This window comes from Peribacillus sp. P4_B1, assembly GCF_056402395.1.
Map to the genome: position 1 here is coordinate 24,783 of NZ_JBFUHM010000036.1, position 20,815 is coordinate 45,597.

Consider the following 20,815-nt stretch of genomic DNA (forward strand, 5'->3'; position numbering starts at 1 on the left):
TTTTTAAAAAAAGTGAAATTAAACATTATAACGTTATATTGATTAGTTTATTGAAATGTGATAATCTATTCCTGTAAGAAAATTAAATGAATTCTCACAATTGAGCACCCTTTTACAAAGTTACTTGCAATCGATAGGATGTACCGAAAAGGATGAGGGAAATGACAGGTAGTTTAATTCTGAAAAATGTAAAGATGTTAGACGGAAATGCAGCAGATATCATACTGGAAAATGGGATGATTAAAGAAATCGCTTTGCCCGGAACTGCATCTGGAGATGAAATAATAGATTATGATCACAAAGTTTTTGTTTCCAGCGGATGGATTGATATGCATGTACATGCATTCCCGGAATTCGATCCTTATGGTGATGAGGTTGATGAGATTGGATATAAAACTGGTGTAACAACGGTCATTGATGCGGGAAGCACGGGGGCAGATAGGATATCTGATCTCGTTAATAGCTGTGAAAATTCCAAAACAAATGTTTTCGCCTTTCTGAATATTTCGCGGATTGGCTTGAAAAGGATTGATGAGTTATCGGATATTTCATGGCTGGACGAAGGGGAATTAAGGAAGGCAATTTCCAAGTACGGGGATTTTGTCGTTGGACTTAAAGCGAGAATAAGTAAAAGTGTAGTTGGTCCAAATGGTGTCGAGCCATTAAAAATCGCTAGGAAGTTCTCGGCTGAAACGGGTTTACCATTAATGGTCCATATCGGTTCAGGGCCGCCTGATATTAAAGAAGTCCTTGAATTACTTGAGGAAAAGGACATTATTACACATTTCTTAAATGGTAAAGCGAATAATTTATTTGATGAAAGAGAAGAACCGCTGCCTGAGTTCAGTAAGGCGATTGAACGTGGTGTCCATTTGGATGTAGGTCATGGAACGGCAAGCTTTTCTTTTAAAACTGCAGAAATGGCGAAAAAGCGGGGAATACGCTTCAATACGATCAGTACGGATATATATCGGAAAAACAGAGAGAATGGGCCAGTTTTTAATATGGCAAATGTGCTTACAAAATTTTTGTATCTGGGTTATCCATTAAAAGAAGTAATAGATGCGGTTACGGTCAATGCAGCAGCATGGTTGAATAAACCAGAGCTTGGAAGGATTTCAGCTGGGGATATTGCGAACCTGACTTTATTCTCGATCGAGAATGAACCGACCCTTTTATTGGATTCCGAAGGCGAAAAAAGGATGGCAGAAAAAAGAGTTGTTGTAAAAGGAGTGGTTATAAATGGAGAATTCATTGAATGCTAAATACGGTTTGAAAAGAGTCATCAATGCAAGCGGAAGAATGAGCATATTGGGGGTTTCTGCCCCAACTGACACAGTGATGGATGCGATGAAAAAAGGTGGGCAAAATTATGTTGAGATTTCTGATTTAGTCGATAAGTCAGGCCAGCATATAGCGAATTTGCTTCATTCTGAAGCAGCTGTCGTCGTAAACTCAGCATCAAGTGGAATTGCGCTTTCAGTAGCGGCGATCGTTACTGAAGGAAATAGAAGGAAAAGCGAAAGGCTTCATCAAGATCTCATTCAAAAGAATGAAATCATCATGCTGAAGGGCCATAACGTTCAGTATGGTGCACCCGTTGAAACCATGATTTATCTTGGCGGCGGAAAATTGGTTGAAGTTGGATATGCAAATGAAGGGAAAGCAGAACATATTGCGGAGGCCATAAATGAAAATACTTCCGCTATTTTATATGTGAAATCGCATCATGCTGTCCAGAAAAATATGATATCGGTCGAAGAAGCATGGGAAGTGGCAAAAATGAATAATATCCCTCTGATTGTCGATGCAGCAGCGGAGGAGGATTTGGAAAAATATGTACAATTCTCCGACCTGGCCATTTATAGTGGTTCAAAAGCCATTGAAGGACCCACATCCGGTATCGTTGCGGGCAGAAAAAAATATATCGAATGGGTAAAGGTTCAATTGCACTGTATCGGCAGGAGCATGAAGGTTGGAAAGGAAACGACCTTTGGTCTGCTTCAGGCATTGGATGAGTATTTTGTCAAGATGGATAATAGCGAAAAAGAAAAAGCTAGTTTACAAGTTCTCACATCACTTGACTCGATTGATGGCGTAAAAGTAACGATCGTTCAGGATGAAGCCGGACGTGCCATATATAGAGCACGCATTTCCATAGATCCTTTGATAACGGAAACGACGGCGAAGGAAGTGAACGAGCAGCTCAAAAATGGGGAAATCGCCATTTATACACGGGATTATGGGATACGGCAAGGCTTTTTCGATATAGATCCGCGTCCATTGCAAGGTGATGATATACATGTCATTGAAGCACAATTAAGAACCATATTAGGAGGAAAACAAGGATGACAAACATAAACAAACGGTTATTGAATGATCGTGTAGCCTTAAATGTACTTGCAAATAGTGTAGAAAATGCAGTGGAAGTCTTTGAAGCAGCGGAAGGCCATGTATTGGTTGGTGTACTCTCAAAGGATTATCCAACTGTGGAAGCTGGTGTTACAGCAATGAAAGAATACGGGGAAGCCATTGATGAGGCCGTTTCAATAGGATTGGGCGCGGGCGATAATAGACAGGCAGCGGTTGTCGCAGAAATAGCAAAATACTATCCAGGCAGTCATATTAACCAGGTTTTTCCTGCTGTTGGTGCTACAAGGGCCAATTTAGGTGAGAAGGATAGCTGGATAAATTCACTTGTATCTCCAACTGGGAAAGTGGGTTATGTGAATATTTCCACTGGTCCAGTAAGTGCAGGTGCAAGTGAAACTGCCATTGTGCCTATCAAAGCTGCCATTGCGCTTGTACGCGATATGGGAGGAAATGCTTTGAAATACTTCCCGATGAAAGGCCTGAAGCATGAAGATGAATATCGTGCTGTGGCAAAAGCTTGTGGTGAAGAGGGATTTGCTTTGGAACCAACAGGTGGAATCGATTTAAATAATTTCGAGACCATATTAGAAATCGCATTAGAAGCAAAAGTGCCTAAAGTCATTCCACATGTATATTCTTCCATAATCGATGAAGAGACTGGAAAAACGAATGGGGAGGATGTACGGAAATTATTGGCCATAACAAAAAAATTGGTTGAAAAATATGCCTAAAAGGATTGTGGCATTCGGGGAAGTAATGATGCGTTTGCAGGTACCAGGGCATGAATTGCTATCACAGGCCAACACTCTGAAATACTCCTTTTCAGGCACGGGAGTAAACGTTGCTTCTGCGATGACAAAGCTAGGACATGATGGGTATCTTGTGACAAAGTTACCGGATAACCCCCTTGGGGATTCCGCGATTTCATCTTTGCAGCGATTGGGAATTGGAAGGAACTTCATCTCTAGAGGTGGCAAATACTTGGGGATGTACTTTTTGGAAAATGGTTTTGGACAGCGGGCGAGCCGTGTCACATATTCCAATCGACTGGAAAGCAGTTTTAATACAGCCTCCTTATCCGATTATGACATGGATATGATTGCAGAAAGTACGGATATCATCCATTTTTGCGGAATCACGCTTGCAATGGCGGAAAATGTACGGGAGAGTATGAAGGTGCTGGCAAGAAAAGTCAAAGAAAAAGGCGGTACAGTCTGTTTCGATTGCAACTACCGCCCCTCTTTATGGGAGGGAGGTTATGCTGATGCAAAGCCTCATTATGAAGAAATGCTTTCTTTGGTTGATATCGTCATGATGAATGAGAAAGACGCCCTATATATTTTAGGAATGATGTCTAAAGGCTCCACAAGGGAAGAACAGCTAATCGAGTTGATCCCTGAGGTGGCAAAGAAATTCAATATTCAGTCGATAGCAGGGACACATCGTTCAATCAACAGTGATAATAGCCATACGTTGAGGGGGTATATGTTCAAGGAAGAAACATTTTACTTTTCCGATATCCTATCATTTTCCGTATATGATAGAATAGGTTCAGGCGATGCTTACACCAGTGGAATTTTACATGGCGAATTGCTGGGATTTCCCCCAGAAAAGACAGTTCGGTTTGCGGCTGTTTCAGGAATGCTGGCATGTACTGTCGTTGGAGATACTCCTTTGGCAACCGAAAAGGAGATACTCTCGGCAATGGAAGGTGAAATGGAAGATATTAAGAGATAAAAGGCAGGAGATTAGGAATGAATGTGAACAGAAAAAATGGACCGATGTATTTACAGATAAAAGAAATAATGAAGGATCGTATTTTACATGGGGTTTATGCCATCGACACAAACATTCCCTCTGAGCCTCTTTTGGAAGAAGAATTTAACGTAAGTAAGGTCACTGTCCGTAATGCAATCAAAGAACTTGTGCAAGAGGGTTATGTTGAAAAGAAAAGCGGCAAAGGCACTAGGGTCATAGCGAATGGTTCGATTGTCAAACTTTCCAAAGGAAAGCGTTTCACAGAGCTTTTGGTGGAGGAAGGGCACTTCATTTTAAAAAAGGTGTTAAACATAAGTCATGTTGACCTTTCTTCAGGCTCTAAGTTGCATTCTTTATTTGGTGACCATTGCACAAGAATCGAACGAATATATTTATTGGACAATGAACCTTATATTTACTTTACACATTATGTTTCACTTAATTTAAACCAAGAAGAGATAAAAGAGGTCCAAATCAATTCTTTGTACAGATTTTTGGAAAATCAAAACGTCAAACTTGAAACATTCAGAGATGAGTTTGCCGTTGCCATCGCACCTGATCACATTTGCGAAACACTGAAAATCGAAAACAATAGCCCAGTATTAAAAAGGATTCGGATTTCCAGTGATGGGGACGGAAATGTAATGGAATACAGTGAAGGGTATTACAACACGGCTAAACAGAACTACATTGTGACATATAACGAGCCGGTACAATAAGCCTATTTATTGTATGGGTTTGATTGTAAGCGATTTCATTAAGGGTGGGGAGAACATATGGATCTATATTTATTAGGAATCACGCTGATAGCAATCGTAATTGTTATTTTGGGGGTATCATGGTGGAAATGGCATGCATTCATAAGTTTGACTGTGGCCAGTTTATTTTTAGCGGTTTTTTCTGGACTGCCGATGGACAAGATTGTAGGAGCATATGAAACGGGTGTCGGAGCGGTCCTTGGTCACCTTATTGGAATATTGGCTTTAGGGACCATCTTAGGAAAGATGATGTCCGACTCTGGAGCCGGTATGCAGGTTGCTGACTTTTTCATTAATAAATTCGGCGTGAAGAACCTGCCATGGGCCATGCTTTTATCAGGTTTCATCATAGGCATTCCCGTATTTTTCGAGGTTGGTTTAGTAATATTGCTGCCTTTGGTCATTTCCATTCGGAAATCAACCAAAGTGAACATCTTGTTAATAGGTATTCCAGTACTTGCTGGTTTATCGATTGTACATGGGCTGGTACCTCCGCATCCGGGAGCCATGACAGCTATAGGGATTTATAATGCAAACATGGGACACGTACTTCTGTACTCATTGATCATCGCTTTCCCGACTGCTGTAATTGCCGGACCTCTTTTCGCAAAATGGATTCATAAGCGGGTTATACCCGTTGGTGAACCGGAATTGATTCGGGTGGTAACAAAGTCAAGTGGATTACCAGGGACTGGAGTTTCGTTCTTCATCATCCTTTTGCCAGTATTGTTGATGGTTTTAACTGTAGTGGCGCCTTATCTGCCGCTACCGGGTTCGATTGAAAAATTCTTATTGTTTATCGGCAGTCCGGTGATCGCCCTATTAATCTCCTGTTTTGCAGCTTACTATTTCTTGGGCTACAGACAGGGAATGGATAAATCGCTAATTAAAAAGTTGACGGAAGAATGCTTATTGCCATTAGCATCCATAATTCTGATTATCGGTGCTGGCGGAGGGTTCAAGCAAATTTTAATTGATAGTGGCGTAGGGACTGCAATCGCTTCCATGTCTGAAGAAATTTCTTTATCACCGATCGTTCTTGCATTCCTTGTGGCCGGATTGATTCGGATTGCCACAGGTTCTGCAACCGTCGCTTTGACCACGGCAGCAGGGATCGTTTCACCGGTCGTTGCAAATATGTCGGGTGTTAATCTAGAATTGCTCGTTATTGCCACGGGAGCAGGCTCACTTATGTTCTCCCATGTTAATGACGCCGGCTTCTGGTTAGTAAAAGAATATATGGGATTGACCGTAAAAGAAACGTTCAAAACATGGACAGTCATGGAAACCTTACTTTCTTTCGTGGCATTCGGTTTGGTTTTAATTTTGGATATATTCATATAGTCAACAAAGGAAATTCTGCGATTGCAGAATAAGTAGTCTTTACCTCCGTAATATGTCTTGGGGTGACATATTACGGAGGTTTTTATTTATGGAAAACATTCGGGATGGGATGGGGATATAGCCTTTCTTAGTAAAGAAAAGGGGTGAAAATAGCTGACTTAGCCCCTAAAGATAGGTCGATGCAACAGGGCAGAAACAAATTTCAAATCTTGATTTGAAAATGTATCAGAAGTGTTCCTTTCATCCAGAAGATGTTTGTTTTGCTCCTCGAAGATATAATTCCTGACAGAGACTCCTATATTGAAAGATTGACAGCTTCCCGTTTACATATTCCTTCTGAATATAATCCAATAATTCATTGGCATGATTGGGCTTTTGACGTTTTTCCTGAATATAATGGAGTATTAAAACTTCAATATTCACGCACTCACCTTACTTGACAAGTATTTTTATCATTAACAATATAACATGGGTTACCGAGTGATTGTCATTTTTTGAATATTTTAACTATCGACATTTTTATACAAAAAAAGGACAAGACATTCAGAGTGAATTTAGATTATGCTCTCCTCATCTAGTTTTAGCTTTTTTTAAAAATGCTGTTTTCCAACTCTTGCTGTATAACACCTAAATGAAGTTATATAATCTTTAATGCTTATTATAGGATATGCTCGTTCACTCAGAATTGTTTTCAAGTGTACTTCATAATAATAACCAGTAAAGGGTGGGTCCACTTTAATAGTTATCCGCCATTTTAAGAAGTTTGAACTAGTGATCCATGCTAATTAAGAACGGGGGCATGACTTTGCTGCATGCTCCTTTTGGTCGCGATCTGTTCTAGTAAGTGATGACTAAATGATAAAGCCGGTGGTATTGAGCAGGACTTTCTTGGAAATAAAATGGTTTTATGCTTCAGTTGTGGAAGACCAGGAATAACCCGAAGATCGGCTATCCAAGCAATTGATCCAGGAATGAAGCACTACTAATGGAAGTTGGAATAAGTGAAGCTATTTTTAAGATGGATGGTGGATGGCAGCCATAATAAGATTCTGGGATATTTGAAAAAATTAGATCCATGAATTCGCAGAAGAATAGGGTTGGATCTAGGAACAAGGAAAAATGCCGAGGGACAAGAGTAAAAGAACTATCTAGTAGCTACATGGAGTAATTGAAGGGATAATAGTACATGACTCATAGTCCGCTCAAGAAAAAACCCTTGATAATTCAAGGGTTGGATAAAGTCCATAAAAATGTTGGTCATGATTTCAAGGAACTTACGCTTCATACTTGGATCTTTTGTGCAGGCAAAGGTGATAAATGCAGTTCTGCCGCTTCTCTTTTAATGGAGAATATATACGCTCCCAAACCTAAGATGGCTGTAAAAATCAGCATGGCGATCGATGTACTGAAGTCCCCGCCAGACAAGTCACGAAGCCACCCCATGATATAGCTTGAAAAGCCGCCCATAATATTCGTGAATCCAATTAGACCAGCAGCCCGTCCTGCCGTTTCGGGTGTTGAGTATTTTATCATGAGCATATTACTTAAATGGAAAACACCGCCTTGACATCCCATTGCCAGTCCCATACATAGCCCGGCCATAATAGGGTTGGGGATGAAGACCGCAACAGTTAAAAAGACAGCAGTCAATGAAAATAGAATCGAGGCCATCAAACTTGGACGCCTGGTTTTGTCCGCCAGAAAGCCGCAGGCCAAGACAAATCCTAAAGCAAATAGCCAGGAAAGCGAAGTGATGCTCGACATCCCTTCCTTTTCGAATCCTTTTGCTTCAATTAGATAGGTAGGGAGCCAAATGCTGATTCCGAAAAAAAGGAAGGAGCATACGAGCATACCGAACCATACAATCCAGAAACGATAATCCTGAGCGAAACTCTTTTTCTCTGAATGGGCAATTTCTTTCCCTTCATCTTCCGATTGGCGAATGAAGGCCAATTCATCCTTACTTATACGGGGGTGCTCTTCTGGTGTATTCCTTGTCATAAAGATGAACATCGGGATATTAATAAATAAGTTGAAGGCCGCAAGCATAAAGAAAGCTGCTTGCCAGTGGAGTAAAGATATCACGAGCACCAAAACAATGGCTCCAGTTGCCGGACCTAAATAGTTTCCGGTAAGCCATGATGCCTGGGCCCTCCCCAATTCGCGTTTATTAAACCAGTTAGAAATCATTTTTCCGGAAACTGGAATCATCATCCCTTCGCCAAAACCAAGAATGATCCTGCTTATTAAAAACATTTCATATGAATTTGCTAAACCTGACACAATCATGGTAAGTGTCCATACGAATAATCCGGCGATGGCTGTTTTTCGGGCCCCTAATTTATCAATGATGAAGCCCCAAAAAAGATTTGAAACTCCATAAGCTATGGTGAATACAAAGGAAAGAAGACCGATCTTTGCATTTTTGTCATCGCCTGTCATTCCGAGTGCATTCAAGAATTCTGGATCTGTTTGAATGATGGAAATGCCAACCTTATCAATTTGTCCGAAAAACCAAAAGAAAAAAATTGGAACGGCAATATACAACCATCTTTTTTGCCCATTTAACATAATACCATCTCCTTGTCGCTTTTTAGCATTGCAAAAAACACTTACCATTGAGAATAGGTGGACTAAGGTTTTTCTTTAGATAGGCACTAGTTTCGATTTCCCCATTTACGAGCTGCATCCCGCCTTTCTTTAAAATACTGAGAGATAGATAAGGAATGGTAATGTTTTGTAAGTAAAACAAAGTTTTACTTTATTAACGATAAAATAAATAGAATTGATTGTCAATTTAATATTTTGATAATTTAATATTTTTAGAATAAATAAATATATTGTCATTTTTAACTTCTTCCATTGTGTTTTTTTATGTTTAAAATCGAACTACAATGGGATTCCTTTTTGCGTTGTGAGGGGAATCATACAAGGGAATGAGCTAAATGGCCTTTATTAAGGACTTAAAAGGGGGAGTGGATTTGATCTTTTGTGTCAAAAGAAGTAATTAATATCAAATTATTAAAAATTCTGACTTGTTGATATTGAATTTAAAATCAGGAAAATCTATAATTCATTTATATTGTTTTGTATATGAAATACTTATTATGGAAAATATCTATGGATTAAAATTCTTTAATTGTTCTTTCCTGCATATTTGGATATATTTTGTTGATCGATATGTCTTCGATAATATGCCAATTAAGTTAGGCCTCCCAAATAGTTTTAAATGTGTAATTATGCTTTAATTGACAAATAAACACTTAAATTATTTATTCAAAGGATTGTGAGGTTGAAAAGGATGCCAATTAGCCAATTAAAAGAATTCTCGATTCATTATCTGGAATCGGGAGAAGGAAAAGCGCTTGTTATCCTGCATGGTTTGGGAAATAATTCTCAGTCATGGAGAAAACAGCTCTGTCAGATGAATGAAGAATTTAGGGTAATTGCCTGGGATGCGCCAGGTTACGGTGAAAGTTCCGATCCAAAAGAGGAATTTCAAGATTTTTCTCAATTTGCAGATGTATTGAAAGAATTCCTTGAGAGTCTTGGTTTGCAATCGGTATACCTGCTCGGGCATTCGATGGGCTCGGCTATCGCACTCGATTTTACTAGCCGTTTCCCCGAGATGGTCGAGGCGCTGATTATATCTGATGCGACTCGCGGGGCAGCTGGTGTTAGCCAGGAAGAAAATAAACGGAAACTTCAGAATAGATTGCACTCCATCAATACGTTAAATCCGGGTGAACTGGCAAAGAAAAGGGTCAAAGCGCTAATGTCGCCAAATGCTTCTGTTGAGTTGGTTAAGGAAGCAGAACGCATCATGTCGCAAGTGCGCCCGGCTGGATACCGGTCTGTTTCCTTCTCTTTATCAAATTTAAACCAAATGGAAATCCTTTCTTCTATATCCGTTCCGACCTTGGTCATATGCGGTGAACTGGATCAGGTCACACCGGTTAGTGAATCGAGAATTTTTCATGAATTGATTCCTAATTCCGAATTTGCCATCGTACCGAATACCGGCCATTTATGTTATCAGGAAGATCCAGAAGTGTTCAATGAATATGTTACGGATTTTTTACAGAGACAACAGGTAGGGCAAAGTTGTAGTATGCATAAAAAATATACATCAACTTAATTTGCAGTAAAAGTTGTAAATATGCTGCAAGTTCCTTCTAGGTAAGAGTTGAGGTGAGAAAGCTTATTAAAATGGTTTATAACTCTTAGAGAATTGAGATATACAACGGGGGGAATACTCGAATGGAAAGCGAAGAAAAAGATAAAGAGAAATATAGTGCTAATTCATTGGTAAGAGGGTTGGAAATCATTAAGCTCTTTAATGAATTACAGCCGAGTTTGTCTCTTTCAGAAATTGCAAAACAACTGGGAGTAAGCCGAACGGTGCCATATCGTTTATTATTCACCTTACAAAATATTGGTTATCTGTCTCAGGATGAGCATACCAAACGTTATAGTTTAACACCAAAGGTTCTTGAATTGGGCTTCAGCTATTTGAATAGTTTGAAATTCCAGGAAATAGTCCAACCTTATATGGAGACCCTGCGTGATGAAATCGGAGCTTCCTGCCACCTGTCCATTTTGGATGGATTGGAAGTTGTTTATGTTGGCAGTGCCCCGATCAGAGGGGTATCTGCTGTCAATGTGAACATAGGGTTGCGGCTGCCAGCACATGCTTTGGCCAATGGAAAATTACTTTTGGCATATCAACCAAAAGAAATGCTCATGCAAATGTTCAAAATCTCAAACCTCACTCCTTATACAGACAAAACACTTACCGCGCCGGGTGAGTTTCAAAAACAGTTGGAATCGATTCGGCAAAATGGTTATTCGATGACAAGCGGGGAATTCCACCCTGGAATCCGTTCTGTTGCCGCTCCGATTTTTGACCGGACTGGAAAAGTATTGGCAGCCTTGAATGTCGTTGCAACAGAGTCGGCTTATCAGGAAGATTTCATCGATAAAATCGCCTTGCCGAAACTGCTGGAGGTTTCTCGGCAGTTATCCCTTTATATGGGGTATAGTGGGGTTATGTCGTTTCAACATGATGATGTGTGAACATGCTTTTAGTGCCAATCTAATAAAAAAGATAATCTCTTTCGAAAGTGTGGATATCCCAAATCTAGGGTGTCCGCACTTTTTTGCGTTAAGAAAAAGAAATATTTGGTTAAATCGATCCGAGTTATCGAAAAAAGAATAAATTGTTTGGATTATAAAAATAGTTTCAAATATTCTAAAAATTAATTGACAATGAAAAGGTTTCATTTTAGAATTAATTCATAGATGAAACACTGTTTTGCCAATGAAACACAATGTAATTTAGAAACAACAAATAAGGGAGGATTTTTAAAATGACAAAAGAAATTTTTTCAGTGAAAGATTTTGAAAAAAAATATGTTGCCCGATTGAAAGACCGTACGCTTGATTGGGATGTCTTGAAGTTCCAAGAAGAAATCGATCCAGCTTATAGACGTGCACAGATGAGATATATAGGACGAGGTGCCACTGCAAATAACGATACAAATGTAATTGCAGGTGAACATTTCACTCTAAGTACAATGGTTCTACCGCCGGGATGTATCGGGCCTTTGCATCTTCACGATGATGTTGAAGAAGTGTTTTTCATTCTTGAGGGTGAAGTCACGGCGTTAATTCAAGAGGATAGCTACAGCGAAGTGCATGAAATTAAACTAAGTGCGAGAGACTGCATCAGCAGTCCGCCAGGGGTTTATCGGGGAATTAGGAATGACGGGGATGTTGAGGCGCGCATGCTCGTAATGCTAGGGGCAGTGAAGCCTAACTTGCCAACATATCCTGAAGGCAGTGAACTGGAAGAACTGCGGAAACAACGCTCAAAAGAAAGAGAAGCCATCATTAAAGACTGATCATTTAGCCGAAAAGGGCACCTGCATTATGGAAATTAATGAGGCGCCCTTTTCGATTAGATTGTTAGATGTGGTCAATGCAAATCTTCTAAAAAGCAATCTAATTTATGGGAGGTATATAAAGGATGCTTGGGATTACTCATTTACGGCATATTAGCATGATTACTCCGAATTTCGACGATCAAGCAGAGTTTTATGAAAAGGTTTGGGGACTGGATAGGGTGGATGCTCCGGAAGAGGAGAATACGGTTTATTTTCGGGGTGCAGGACCGGAACATCATATTTTAAGCCTTCATAGGGGAGAAAAACGTGGTTTGCATCATATATCTTTCGGCATGGTCGATAAAAATGCAGTGGATCGTGCAGCGGGGATATTACAATCGAAGGGCGTTAGAATCATTGAACCACCTGGCTATTTGGATGAAGCAGGTGCTGGTTATGGATTACGGTTTATTGATCCGGAAAACCGCGTGATTGAGCTTTCGGCTTGGGTTGAAGTTCAAACGTCAATTTGGAACAAGAAAAATGTTGATCCAGTGAAACTGAATCATGTTGTAATGAATACGAAGAACTTAGATATGATCGTTGGGTTTTATACAGATGTACTTGGTTTTAAAGTTACCGATTGGAGTGAGCATCAAATGTCATTTCTGCGATGCAACAGGAAGCATCACTCCATTGCCTTTAATCAAGATGAACATGCGTCAATCAATCATATCGCATACGAAGTCGATTCAGTGGATGAACTGATGCGCGGCATAAGCAATGTGCGAAAAGCGGGACTGTCAGAACTTTGGGGACCTGGACGTCATGGACCTGGAGACAATATTTTTTGTTATTTCCAAGACCCAGGCGGTTTTGTTATGGAGTATACATGTTATCTGGAAACGATTGAAGATGAATCGGAGTGGAGGGCACGTGTATGGAAACGTGTACCACATCTAATGGATCAATGGGGGATTGCAGGGCCGCCGAAACCGGAAGCCCGCAAAGCAATGGGAGGAGATCCCGATCCTGGCTGGGTGAATTCCGTTATGGATGATTCAGTAACGGCCGAGAAATGAGATGGGCGTCCATTTCCTCCATTTCTTCTTGCACTGGATGTTATGGTTACAGTGAAAGTTAACCTCTTGTTTTTTAAAGGACTGCGCTTAAGGAAAATGGTTTTAAAGGAGTGAAGAGATGGATTTAGGATTGCAAGGTAAAGTGGCTGTCATTATGGGAGGCACGTCGGGCGTAGGATTAAAAACAGCAGAAATGTTTTTAGCTGAGGGAGCGAAAGTGGCTATATGCGGCAGAAGCACAGAGCGAATGGAAAGTGCACAAAGTCAACTACTCTCATTTGGTGAGAAGGCGGATATCTTTGCATCAACCTGTGATGTCACCTCAAAATCGGATGTGGATTCTTTCATTAATGGTACGGCTGAGAGGTTTGGCGGGATCGATATATTGGTGAATGCAGCCGGTCAAAGCGTCATGGGTCACTTTTTTGACATTACGGATGAGCAGTGGGATGAACAGATTCAATTAAAGTTCTTTGCCATCATATATGCCGTTCGTGCTTCGCACCCTTATTTAGTGAAAAGGGGAGGGGGGCGGATTATTAATATTAACGCAACGCTTGCTAAAGAACCTGAACGTCATATGGTAGCGACTGCAGCAGCAAGGGCTGGTCTCCTTAATTTAAGCAAAACCTTGTCCCAGGAATTGGCCTTTGACAATATATTGGTTAATTCAGTGAGTCTTGGATTGATCCGGACCGATCAATGGGAGCGAAGAAGATTGAAAAATGCGCCGGATATGGATCCGGAAGAATATTACGGGGAACTTGCGAAAAAACGGAATATCCCTCTCGGCCGCGTAGGGGAAGCGGAAGAAGTGGCCAGTGTCATTGTTTTCCTTGCTTCAGACAAAGCAAGTTATGTAGCGGGTTCGACGATTGAGACGGCAGGAGCGATCGGAAAGGCACTTTAAATATATCATTAAAAAAGGTAGGCAAACGCGATGAAAATACAAGAAGAAATAGAGTTTACGACCGCCGATTCCATCGTAAAGGAGCTGGTTCAAGCAGGAGTGGGCGTTGCTTTCGGGATTGTCAGTATTCACAATATGCCCATCTATGATGCAATTCTTAGAGAAGGTAGCATTAAACTCATTTGTTCACGCGGAGAAAGCGGTGCCGTCAATATGGCTGATGGCTATGCCCGCGCCACTGGGAAATTGGGTGTGGTGATTACCAGTACCGGAACAGGGGCAGGAAATGCTGCTGGTTCACTAGTGGAAGCTTGGGCAGCTGGTGTCCCCCTTCTTCATCTTACCGGTGAGGTCGCTTCTTCTTATCTTGGTACAGGCAAAGGATACATACATGAGTGTAAAGACCAGCTTTCAATGATGAGAGGTGCTTGTAAAAATGCAGTGAGGCTTAGAAACCCTGCCCAATCAGCAGCGGTTGTAAGGAAGGTGATCCAAGAAGCCTTAACTGCACCAACTGGACCGGTCACATTGGAAATTCCCATTGACTTTCAATCGGCAATCATAGAAGATCTTTCACTCGAGGAGCTGCGAGTTTCGGCGTTTGAAACAAATTCAAAGCCATTTATTCCCGAACAAGCCGTGAAAAAAATGGTTGGAGCACGCCGTCCTGTGATATGGGCCGGGGGTGGGGTCATAAGTGCCAATGCTTCGCATGAACTGCAAAAATTGGCGGAGATCCTTGGTGCAGCAGTGATAACCAGTCAGTCAGGAAAAGGTTCGATCCCAGAAAATCATGAACAATGCATAGGACATTTTGCGGCCTATGAAACTACAAAAGAGTTTTTGAGAAATGCGGATTTATTGATTAGCGTAGGTGTAAGATTTAGGGGAAACGAAACATCCAACTGGAAAGTACCGGTTCCAGAAGAACATATAGCGATAGATGTAGATTGGCAGGCAATTAACCGCAACTACAAAGCCACACTAGGTTTGGTTGGCGATGCAAAAGATATGCTAGCTGGCATCATTCAAAAGCTCGAAGAAAACTCAGTGAATGCGGAACCTTCTTACTTACAAGAAGTTCTTTCGCTTAGAAATGAAGTGCGCGCTCAACTCCGGGAAACGCTTGGACCTTATGCGGAATTTTTAGATGGCATGAGGGAGATATTACCTGACGATACCATTTTAGTTCGAGATGTAACTGTGCAGGCAAACGTATGGGGTAGCCGTTTATTTGAAATCTATGAACCGAGAACCTCCATTCACGCATCTGGGGGTGGAATTGGTCAAGGTCTTCCAACGGCAATCGGTGCCCAAATAGGGTGTCAAGATAAAACGGTCGTTCTTATGGCTGGAGACGGAGGCTTTATGGTGAATGTCGGGGAAATGGTTACGGCCGCCGAAGAAAACTTACCAGTTATCATCGTATTGTTTGATGACTCAGGTTATGGGGTTCTGCGCAATATTCAAACAGCGGCATATGGCCGGCAGGTTGCCGTGGATTTATTGAGTCCCGATTTTGTGAAACTGGCTGAGTCCATGCATTTCGATGCTGTACGGATTGGTTCTGGAGATGAATTCATATCCGAATTGAAAAAGGCAAAGGAAAGACGTAAGCCTTCCATGATCGTTGTTGATATGGAAGCTGTGGGACCAATGGCAAAGCCATTTGGGGGACCGCCAGGAGCTGCGGAAGCATTTAAGCCCAAAAAACTGTAGGGGGGATTGAGGATGATTTCGACATATCCATTTGTTTCAGGAAAATACCTTGTTAATGGAGAATGGAAAGAAATGCCGGAAAAAGTGGATGTGATAAATCCGGCAAACAGATCGGAAGTAGTTGGCCAGGTGGCAATATGCTCTGGGGATATCGTGAATGAAGCGATTGAAGCGGCAGAATATGCTTTTGAAAGTTGGTCTCGTTCTGATGTCAGGGATCGGGCTAACCGGATGAACTCGGCGGCAGCAGAACTTTCAAAAGTAATCGAGGAAAATGTTACAGTGTTCGTACGTGAAAATGGCAAAACACTAGTTGAAGCTAAAAAGGATTTACTACGATGTGTTGAAGTCATGAAGGGCTGCGCTACAGAGTTACTTGATTGGTGGAAACCTGAAGTGCTTCAAGGAAATCAAAAAGTCCAAATCCGAAGAAGGGCAAGAGGCGTCACGGCAATTATAACTCCGTGGAATTCTCCAATGATATTAACGTTCAAAAGGGTCATACCTGCTGTCTTGGCAGGCAATGCCGTTGTAGTGAAACCTGCAACGAATTGCCCGTTAACGATAATGACCTATTTAAAAGTAGTTGCTGAACATTTTCCACCAGGAGTCATCAATATAGTCTCAGGATCAGGAAAAGCAATCGGCGATACACTTTGTTCCGATTCCCGCGTCCGGACAGTGGCGTTTGTCGGTAGTACTGAAACCGGAAAAAATATCATGCAGAAATCAGCTGGAAATCTACAAAAAGTATATATGGAACTCGGCGGCAATGACCCTGCCATTATTTTGGAAGACGCCACTATGGATGAAGCGGCAATCAAACGTTTGAGGATGGGGATTTTACGAGCTGCAGGCCAGGTGTGTTCTGCTGTTAAACGAGTGTACGTCCAAGAATCACGTTTTGATGAGGTTGTTGAAAAGCTGACCAAAGAATTTAGCCGGATGGTAGTTGGTGATGGCATTCAGCCTGACGTAACGATGGGTCCATTGAATAATAAAGCACAGTATGACTTTGTGAATGGCTTGATCGAACGTACAGCTAAGTCGGGAGCAAACATAATCACCACTGGCATTCAACATAATCCTGAAGCTTGGGATAAAGGTTATTATATGCTTCCTTCTATTATTACTGATGTCAATCAGCAGAGCGAAGTGGTTCGGGTGGAACAATTCGGACCTGTCATTCCCATCCTACCATTCAATGATATTGAGGAGGCTGTGAAATTAGCGAATGATAGTGAGTTTGGCTTGCGTGCATCTGTTTGGACCGAGAATGAAGAGATAGCTATTGATATGGCAGATCGACTCGAAGCTGGTGCGGTTTTCCATAATAATCATACCGTTTTCAGTGACCTGGCTCTCGACTTCCCTGGATTAAAAGAAAGTGGTGTTTCCCGGGAAACAAGACATTGTGGGCTGGAATTCTTTGCGGACTCATACGGGTTTGCTAATTGAGGAAGGATGAATCTACATGAGGTTAGGCTTAATCGGATGCGGCAATATCGGGAAATTTCTGCTTCAGGCAATAAATAACGATGGGCTTCTTCCAGGTGGGAAAATCGTTTCGATTTATGCCCGCCGTGAAGAAATCGCAGCTCAACTAGCTGAAGAATTCAGGACACGGCCATTTAATGATGTTGATGAACTACTTAAATCCGATGTAGATTTAGTCATAGAGGCTGCAACGATTGAAGCTGCTGAAGAGTACGCATTTAAAGTGCTTAAAAGCGGGAAAAATCTCTTACTAAGCAGCATAGGCGTGATGGCCAATGCTGCCTTTGAAGAACAATCAAACCTGATTTGCAAAAATAATAACGTGAATATTTTCCTTCCGTCTGGTGCGATTGGAGGTCTTGATGTACTTAAATCGGCAAAAGCGGTGAATGGTCTTGAATCTGTTTGCATCACCACGAGAAAACCGCCAAACGCATTACCTGCAGGTTCTTCAATGGAAGAAGAAACGGTTTTATTTGATGGGTCGGCTGCAGAAGCGATCAAGCAGTTTCCGAGAAACATTAATGTTGCGATTGTGCTGGCTTTGGCTGGTCTGGGATCTGAAAAGACAAAAGTGAAAATCATTGCCGATCCAAGTGTACTGAAAAACATCCATCTAATAGAAGCGTCAGGTTCGTTCGGGAAACTCAAACTCGAAGTGGAAAATGATCCGATGCCAAATAATCCGAAAACGAGTTACTTAGCCGCATTAAGTGTTTTGGCTACTCTGCAAAACAAGGAAAAGAGCGTTCAAATCGGATAATGAATTATGAGGTCAAATTTATGGAAGGGAGAGAAAAGTATGCTTAAAACTGATAAGTCCCTGGAAGAAATGTCGAAACAGCAAGTTGTTAACTATTTGAACGAAACGGTTAAACCAGAGGAAGGCGTTATACCTGCATACCTCCTTGGAGATCAAAAGGTTTATGATATAGAACATGAAAAAGTGTTTTTGAAAACATGGGTTTTTGTCGGCCATGAATCTGAAGTACCCAACAAAGGAGATTTCTTGACCCGTGAACTGGCTGGCTATTCGCTCATCATAACCCGTGACGGTGAAGGGGAAATCAGGGCGTTTTATAATATGTGCACACATCGCGGAATGAAACTATGCCGTGCTGATAAAGGAAACAAGTCTTTATTTACGTGTCCCTATCATGGATTTAACTTTAAAAACACTGGTGAGCTAGTGGGGGTACCACTTCAAAAGGACATATATGGGAGCACACTTGACCGCTCAGAAATGGGCCTTCACAAAGTGAAGCTTGATTCTTATAAAGGACTTTTATTTGGAACTTGGAATGAAGACGCTGAGCCGCTTGAAGAGTTTCTTGGAGATATTAAATGGTATTTGGATATACTCGTAGGACGCGCAGAAATGGAAGTTATCGGGGTCCCGCAAAGATTCGTTGTTAATTCCAACTGGAAAGTGGGTTCCGATAACTTTGTTGGTGATTCCTATCACACGATGGTCACACACGGATCCATTGCAAAACTTGGCATGGTACCCAATGCCACCTATTCAAAGCGTGGTTTTCAAATCCATATGGATAACGGCCATGGGCTGAACTTAGGGACACCTAACCCTGACTTCGCTTTCCCGGAAGAATTGAAAGATGAATTTAAAAGTAATTTGTCTGAAGAACAATATGAAGTTTTATCAAACTTAAAGAATATGATTGGGAACGTTTTCCCCAACTTATCATTTTTAATATCCCATACAAAAATCAAAGACCAGTTCATCTCCAACACTTCAATTAGAATGTGGCGGCCAATTGGTCACAATAAAATGGAAGTGATCGCTTGGATGCTCGTCGAAAAGAACGCCTCCCAAGATTGGAAAGATAGATCAAGAGATTCGTTTATCTTGACCTTTAGCCCATCCGGTATTTTCGAACAGGATGATACGGAAGTGTTTACGGATATTACTGAAGCAGCCCAGGGCCCAATGCCTTTCCTAAAGAATTTAACCTATAATTATACCATGGGTCTTCATCGTGACCCTGTTGATTTCATAGGACCGGGCATTGCTTACGATGATAAATTCACAGAAGCGAGCCAACGGAATTTTTACAAGTACTGGCTGGAGTTGATGACGAAATGATAAGCGGGAGGGGGAATGGAAATGAATGTGGAGAAAATGTTGCTTAAATGTGAATTTGAACAGTGGCTGTATGATGAAGCACAATTACTGGATGATATTGAATTTGATGATTGGTTCGATCTAATGCACTCAAGCTTGCGCTACCAAATGCCTGTTCGCATTAATAAAGAAGGGGTGGAACGCCCGGATTATTCAACGGAAATGTTTACATTCAATGATGATATTGAGCTGCTGAGACTGCGCGTGGATCGTTTGAAAACAGATTATGCATGGGCGGAAATACCGCCATCAAGAACACGCCGTTTTGTCTCTAACGTGCGCGTTAAGGACTTTGTTGAAGGTGAAAAGGCAGTCGTCAAGAGCTATCTTCTTATCTATCGAAGCCGTAGCACGGATATTCAACACGATTTGATTTCGGGCGAACGAAATGATGAATTCATATTCGAAGAGGGTAAATGGAAACTTTCCAAACGGATATTCATCGTTGACCAAACAACGATAAATACCAGGAATCTTGCTATCTTCGTATAAATATTACTAGCATAAAAAGGATAACAAGGAGGCTGGTTGTAATGGCAATGGCGTTAAAGGATAAAGTAGTGTTGATTACCGGAGGGAACTCTGGTATAGGGGAAGCTGTCACTAGACGTTTCATACAAGAAGGAGCAAAAGTCAGCATTATCGGCCGCTCAATAGAAACGCTGAAGAAAATGAAGGAGGAATTTGGTGAAGGGATTCTGGTTCATCAAGGCGATGTAAGCAAATATGAAGACAATGAGAGGGCTGTACAGGCCACTGTCAGGCAATTCGGAAAGCTGGATGTTTTCGTTGCTAATGCTGGAGTCTTTGATGGGTTTGCCAAATTTGCCGACGTAACTCCCGATGCACTTTCCAAAGCATATGACTTTTTGCTCGATATTAACGTTAAAGGATCTTTCTTCGGTGCAAAAGCCGCTCTTGATGAACTGCAAAAATCGAATGGCAATATTATTTTTACTGTATCCGGTGCTAGTTTCTATCCTGATGGCGGCGGGGTTTGGTACACAGCAAGCAAGCATGCTCAAATAGGGTTAATGCGCCAACTTGCTTTTGAACTCGCTCCGAATATTCGGGTAAACGCTGTGGCGCCTGGTGGCACACTGACGGCATTATCGGTCATTCCTCCTCTAAGTCCATTCGTTAAAATCGTGGATAATGATACGAAGGCCAGCAGCATAAAGAAAAGAAATCCACTTCAGCTTGCCCAGATGCCCGAAGATCATGTAGCTGCTTATGTCCTGTTAGCATCGGACGAAGCGCGTGCAATTACCGGTGAAGTCATTTCCAGCGACGGTGGTTTGTCAGTTCGTGGACTGGGTTGAGTTTATAACAAAATAAATTGTGGA

The 20,815-nt window shown here is 41.5% G+C and carries 19 protein-coding genes; 17 read left to right on the forward strand and 2 right to left on the reverse strand.

Annotated elements, in window-relative coordinates; genetic code table 11:
- Positions 1-161: 161 nt before the first annotated feature.
- The 6 genes from AC1DVK_RS18760 to AC1DVK_RS18785 are packed head-to-tail and all read left to right on the forward strand — an operon-like array spanning position 162 to position 6,233.
- Entirely contained in the window at positions 162-1,265 is a 1,104-nt protein-coding gene (locus AC1DVK_RS18760) for an amidohydrolase/deacetylase family metallohydrolase (protein ID WP_477627099.1), read from the forward strand.
- A complete protein-coding gene (locus tag AC1DVK_RS18765) occupies positions 1,243-2,352 on the forward strand; it encodes a DgaE family pyridoxal phosphate-dependent ammonia lyase (protein WP_410861608.1) in 1,110 nt (369 codons plus the stop codon). The genes AC1DVK_RS18760 and AC1DVK_RS18765 overlap by 23 nt, the downstream gene beginning before the upstream one ends.
- A complete protein-coding gene (gene dagF, locus AC1DVK_RS18770; RefSeq protein WP_061463022.1) occupies positions 2,349-3,104 on the forward strand; it encodes a 2-dehydro-3-deoxy-phosphogluconate aldolase in 756 nt (251 codons plus the stop codon). Before AC1DVK_RS18765 ends, dagF begins: the two co-directional genes overlap by 4 nt.
- On the forward strand, positions 3,097-4,110 hold the full coding sequence (locus tag AC1DVK_RS18775) for a sugar kinase (RefSeq protein ID WP_477627100.1): 1,014 nt from the start codon (positions 3,097-3,099) through the stop codon (positions 4,108-4,110). Before dagF ends, AC1DVK_RS18775 begins: the two co-directional genes overlap by 8 nt.
- Before the next feature lie 17 nt (positions 4,111-4,127).
- Entirely contained in the window at positions 4,128-4,850 is a 723-nt protein-coding gene (locus AC1DVK_RS18780; protein WP_089364489.1) for a GntR family transcriptional regulator, read from the forward strand.
- Positions 4,851-4,907: 57 nt separating this feature from the next.
- Positions 4,908-6,233 (forward strand): GntT/GntP/DsdX family permease, encoded by a 1,326-nt coding sequence (locus AC1DVK_RS18785; RefSeq protein ID WP_477627101.1) that lies wholly within the window; start codon positions 4,908-4,910, stop codon positions 6,231-6,233.
- 240 nt (positions 6,234-6,473) lie between these two features.
- On the opposite strand, the gene yppF is transcribed toward AC1DVK_RS18785, so the two are convergent.
- Positions 6,474-6,656: a YppF family protein gene (gene yppF, locus AC1DVK_RS18790; protein ID WP_061463025.1), complete on the reverse strand. Its 183-nt coding sequence runs from the start codon at positions 6,654-6,656 to the stop codon at positions 6,474-6,476.
- An 858-nt stretch (positions 6,657-7,514) separates the two neighbouring features.
- The gene (locus AC1DVK_RS18795) at positions 7,515-8,804 is read right to left on the reverse strand and encodes an MFS transporter (RefSeq protein ID WP_410861605.1); all 1,290 of its coding nucleotides are present in this window, start codon (positions 8,802-8,804) and stop codon (positions 7,515-7,517) included.
- A 730-nt stretch (positions 8,805-9,534) separates the two neighbouring features.
- On the opposite strand from AC1DVK_RS18795, the gene AC1DVK_RS18800 reads away from it, so the two are divergent.
- The 11 genes from AC1DVK_RS18800 (at position 9,535) to AC1DVK_RS18850 (ending at position 20,791) form a co-directional block, all read left to right on the forward strand.
- Positions 9,535-10,371, forward strand: a complete 837-nt coding sequence (locus tag AC1DVK_RS18800) for an alpha/beta fold hydrolase (protein WP_410861604.1) — start codon at positions 9,535-9,537, stop codon at positions 10,369-10,371.
- A gap of 122 nt (positions 10,372-10,493) precedes the next feature.
- Complete coding sequence (locus AC1DVK_RS18805) at positions 10,494-11,309, forward strand: IclR family transcriptional regulator (protein WP_089364494.1); 816 nt, start codon at positions 10,494-10,496, stop codon at positions 11,307-11,309.
- Positions 11,310-11,602: 293 nt separating this feature from the next.
- A complete protein-coding gene (locus tag AC1DVK_RS18810; protein WP_284470894.1) occupies positions 11,603-12,136 on the forward strand; it encodes a cupin domain-containing protein in 534 nt (177 codons plus the stop codon).
- A 125-nt stretch (positions 12,137-12,261) separates the two neighbouring features.
- Positions 12,262-13,200, forward strand: a complete 939-nt coding sequence (locus tag AC1DVK_RS18815; protein WP_477627102.1) for a VOC family protein — start codon at positions 12,262-12,264, stop codon at positions 13,198-13,200.
- Between the two features lie 118 nt (positions 13,201-13,318).
- Positions 13,319-14,110 carry an SDR family oxidoreductase gene (locus tag AC1DVK_RS18820; RefSeq protein ID WP_089364495.1) on the forward strand — a complete coding sequence of 264 codons (792 nt, stop codon included), beginning with the start codon at positions 13,319-13,321 and terminating at the stop codon, positions 14,108-14,110.
- 30 nt (positions 14,111-14,140) lie between these two features.
- Positions 14,141-15,829, forward strand: coding sequence for a thiamine pyrophosphate-binding protein (locus AC1DVK_RS18825; protein ID WP_477627103.1), 1,689 nt, complete (start codon positions 14,141-14,143; stop codon positions 15,827-15,829).
- A 12-nt stretch (positions 15,830-15,841) separates the two neighbouring features.
- Positions 15,842-17,287, forward strand: a complete 1,446-nt coding sequence (locus AC1DVK_RS18830; RefSeq protein WP_477627104.1) for an aldehyde dehydrogenase family protein — start codon at positions 15,842-15,844, stop codon at positions 17,285-17,287.
- Positions 17,288-17,303: 16 nt separating this feature from the next.
- Positions 17,304-18,089 (forward strand): aspartate dehydrogenase, encoded by a 786-nt coding sequence (gene nadX, locus AC1DVK_RS18835; protein ID WP_410861600.1) that lies wholly within the window; start codon positions 17,304-17,306, stop codon positions 18,087-18,089.
- A 39-nt stretch (positions 18,090-18,128) separates the two neighbouring features.
- Complete coding sequence (locus AC1DVK_RS18840) at positions 18,129-19,430, forward strand: aromatic ring-hydroxylating oxygenase subunit alpha (protein ID WP_089364499.1); 1,302 nt, start codon at positions 18,129-18,131, stop codon at positions 19,428-19,430.
- A gap of 21 nt (positions 19,431-19,451) precedes the next feature.
- On the forward strand, positions 19,452-19,961 hold the full coding sequence (locus AC1DVK_RS18845) for an aromatic-ring-hydroxylating dioxygenase subunit beta (protein ID WP_089364500.1): 510 nt from the start codon (positions 19,452-19,454) through the stop codon (positions 19,959-19,961).
- Positions 19,962-20,002: 41 nt separating this feature from the next.
- Complete coding sequence (locus AC1DVK_RS18850) at positions 20,003-20,791, forward strand: SDR family NAD(P)-dependent oxidoreductase (RefSeq protein WP_477627105.1); 789 nt, start codon at positions 20,003-20,005, stop codon at positions 20,789-20,791.
- Positions 20,792-20,815: the final 24 nt, after the last annotated feature.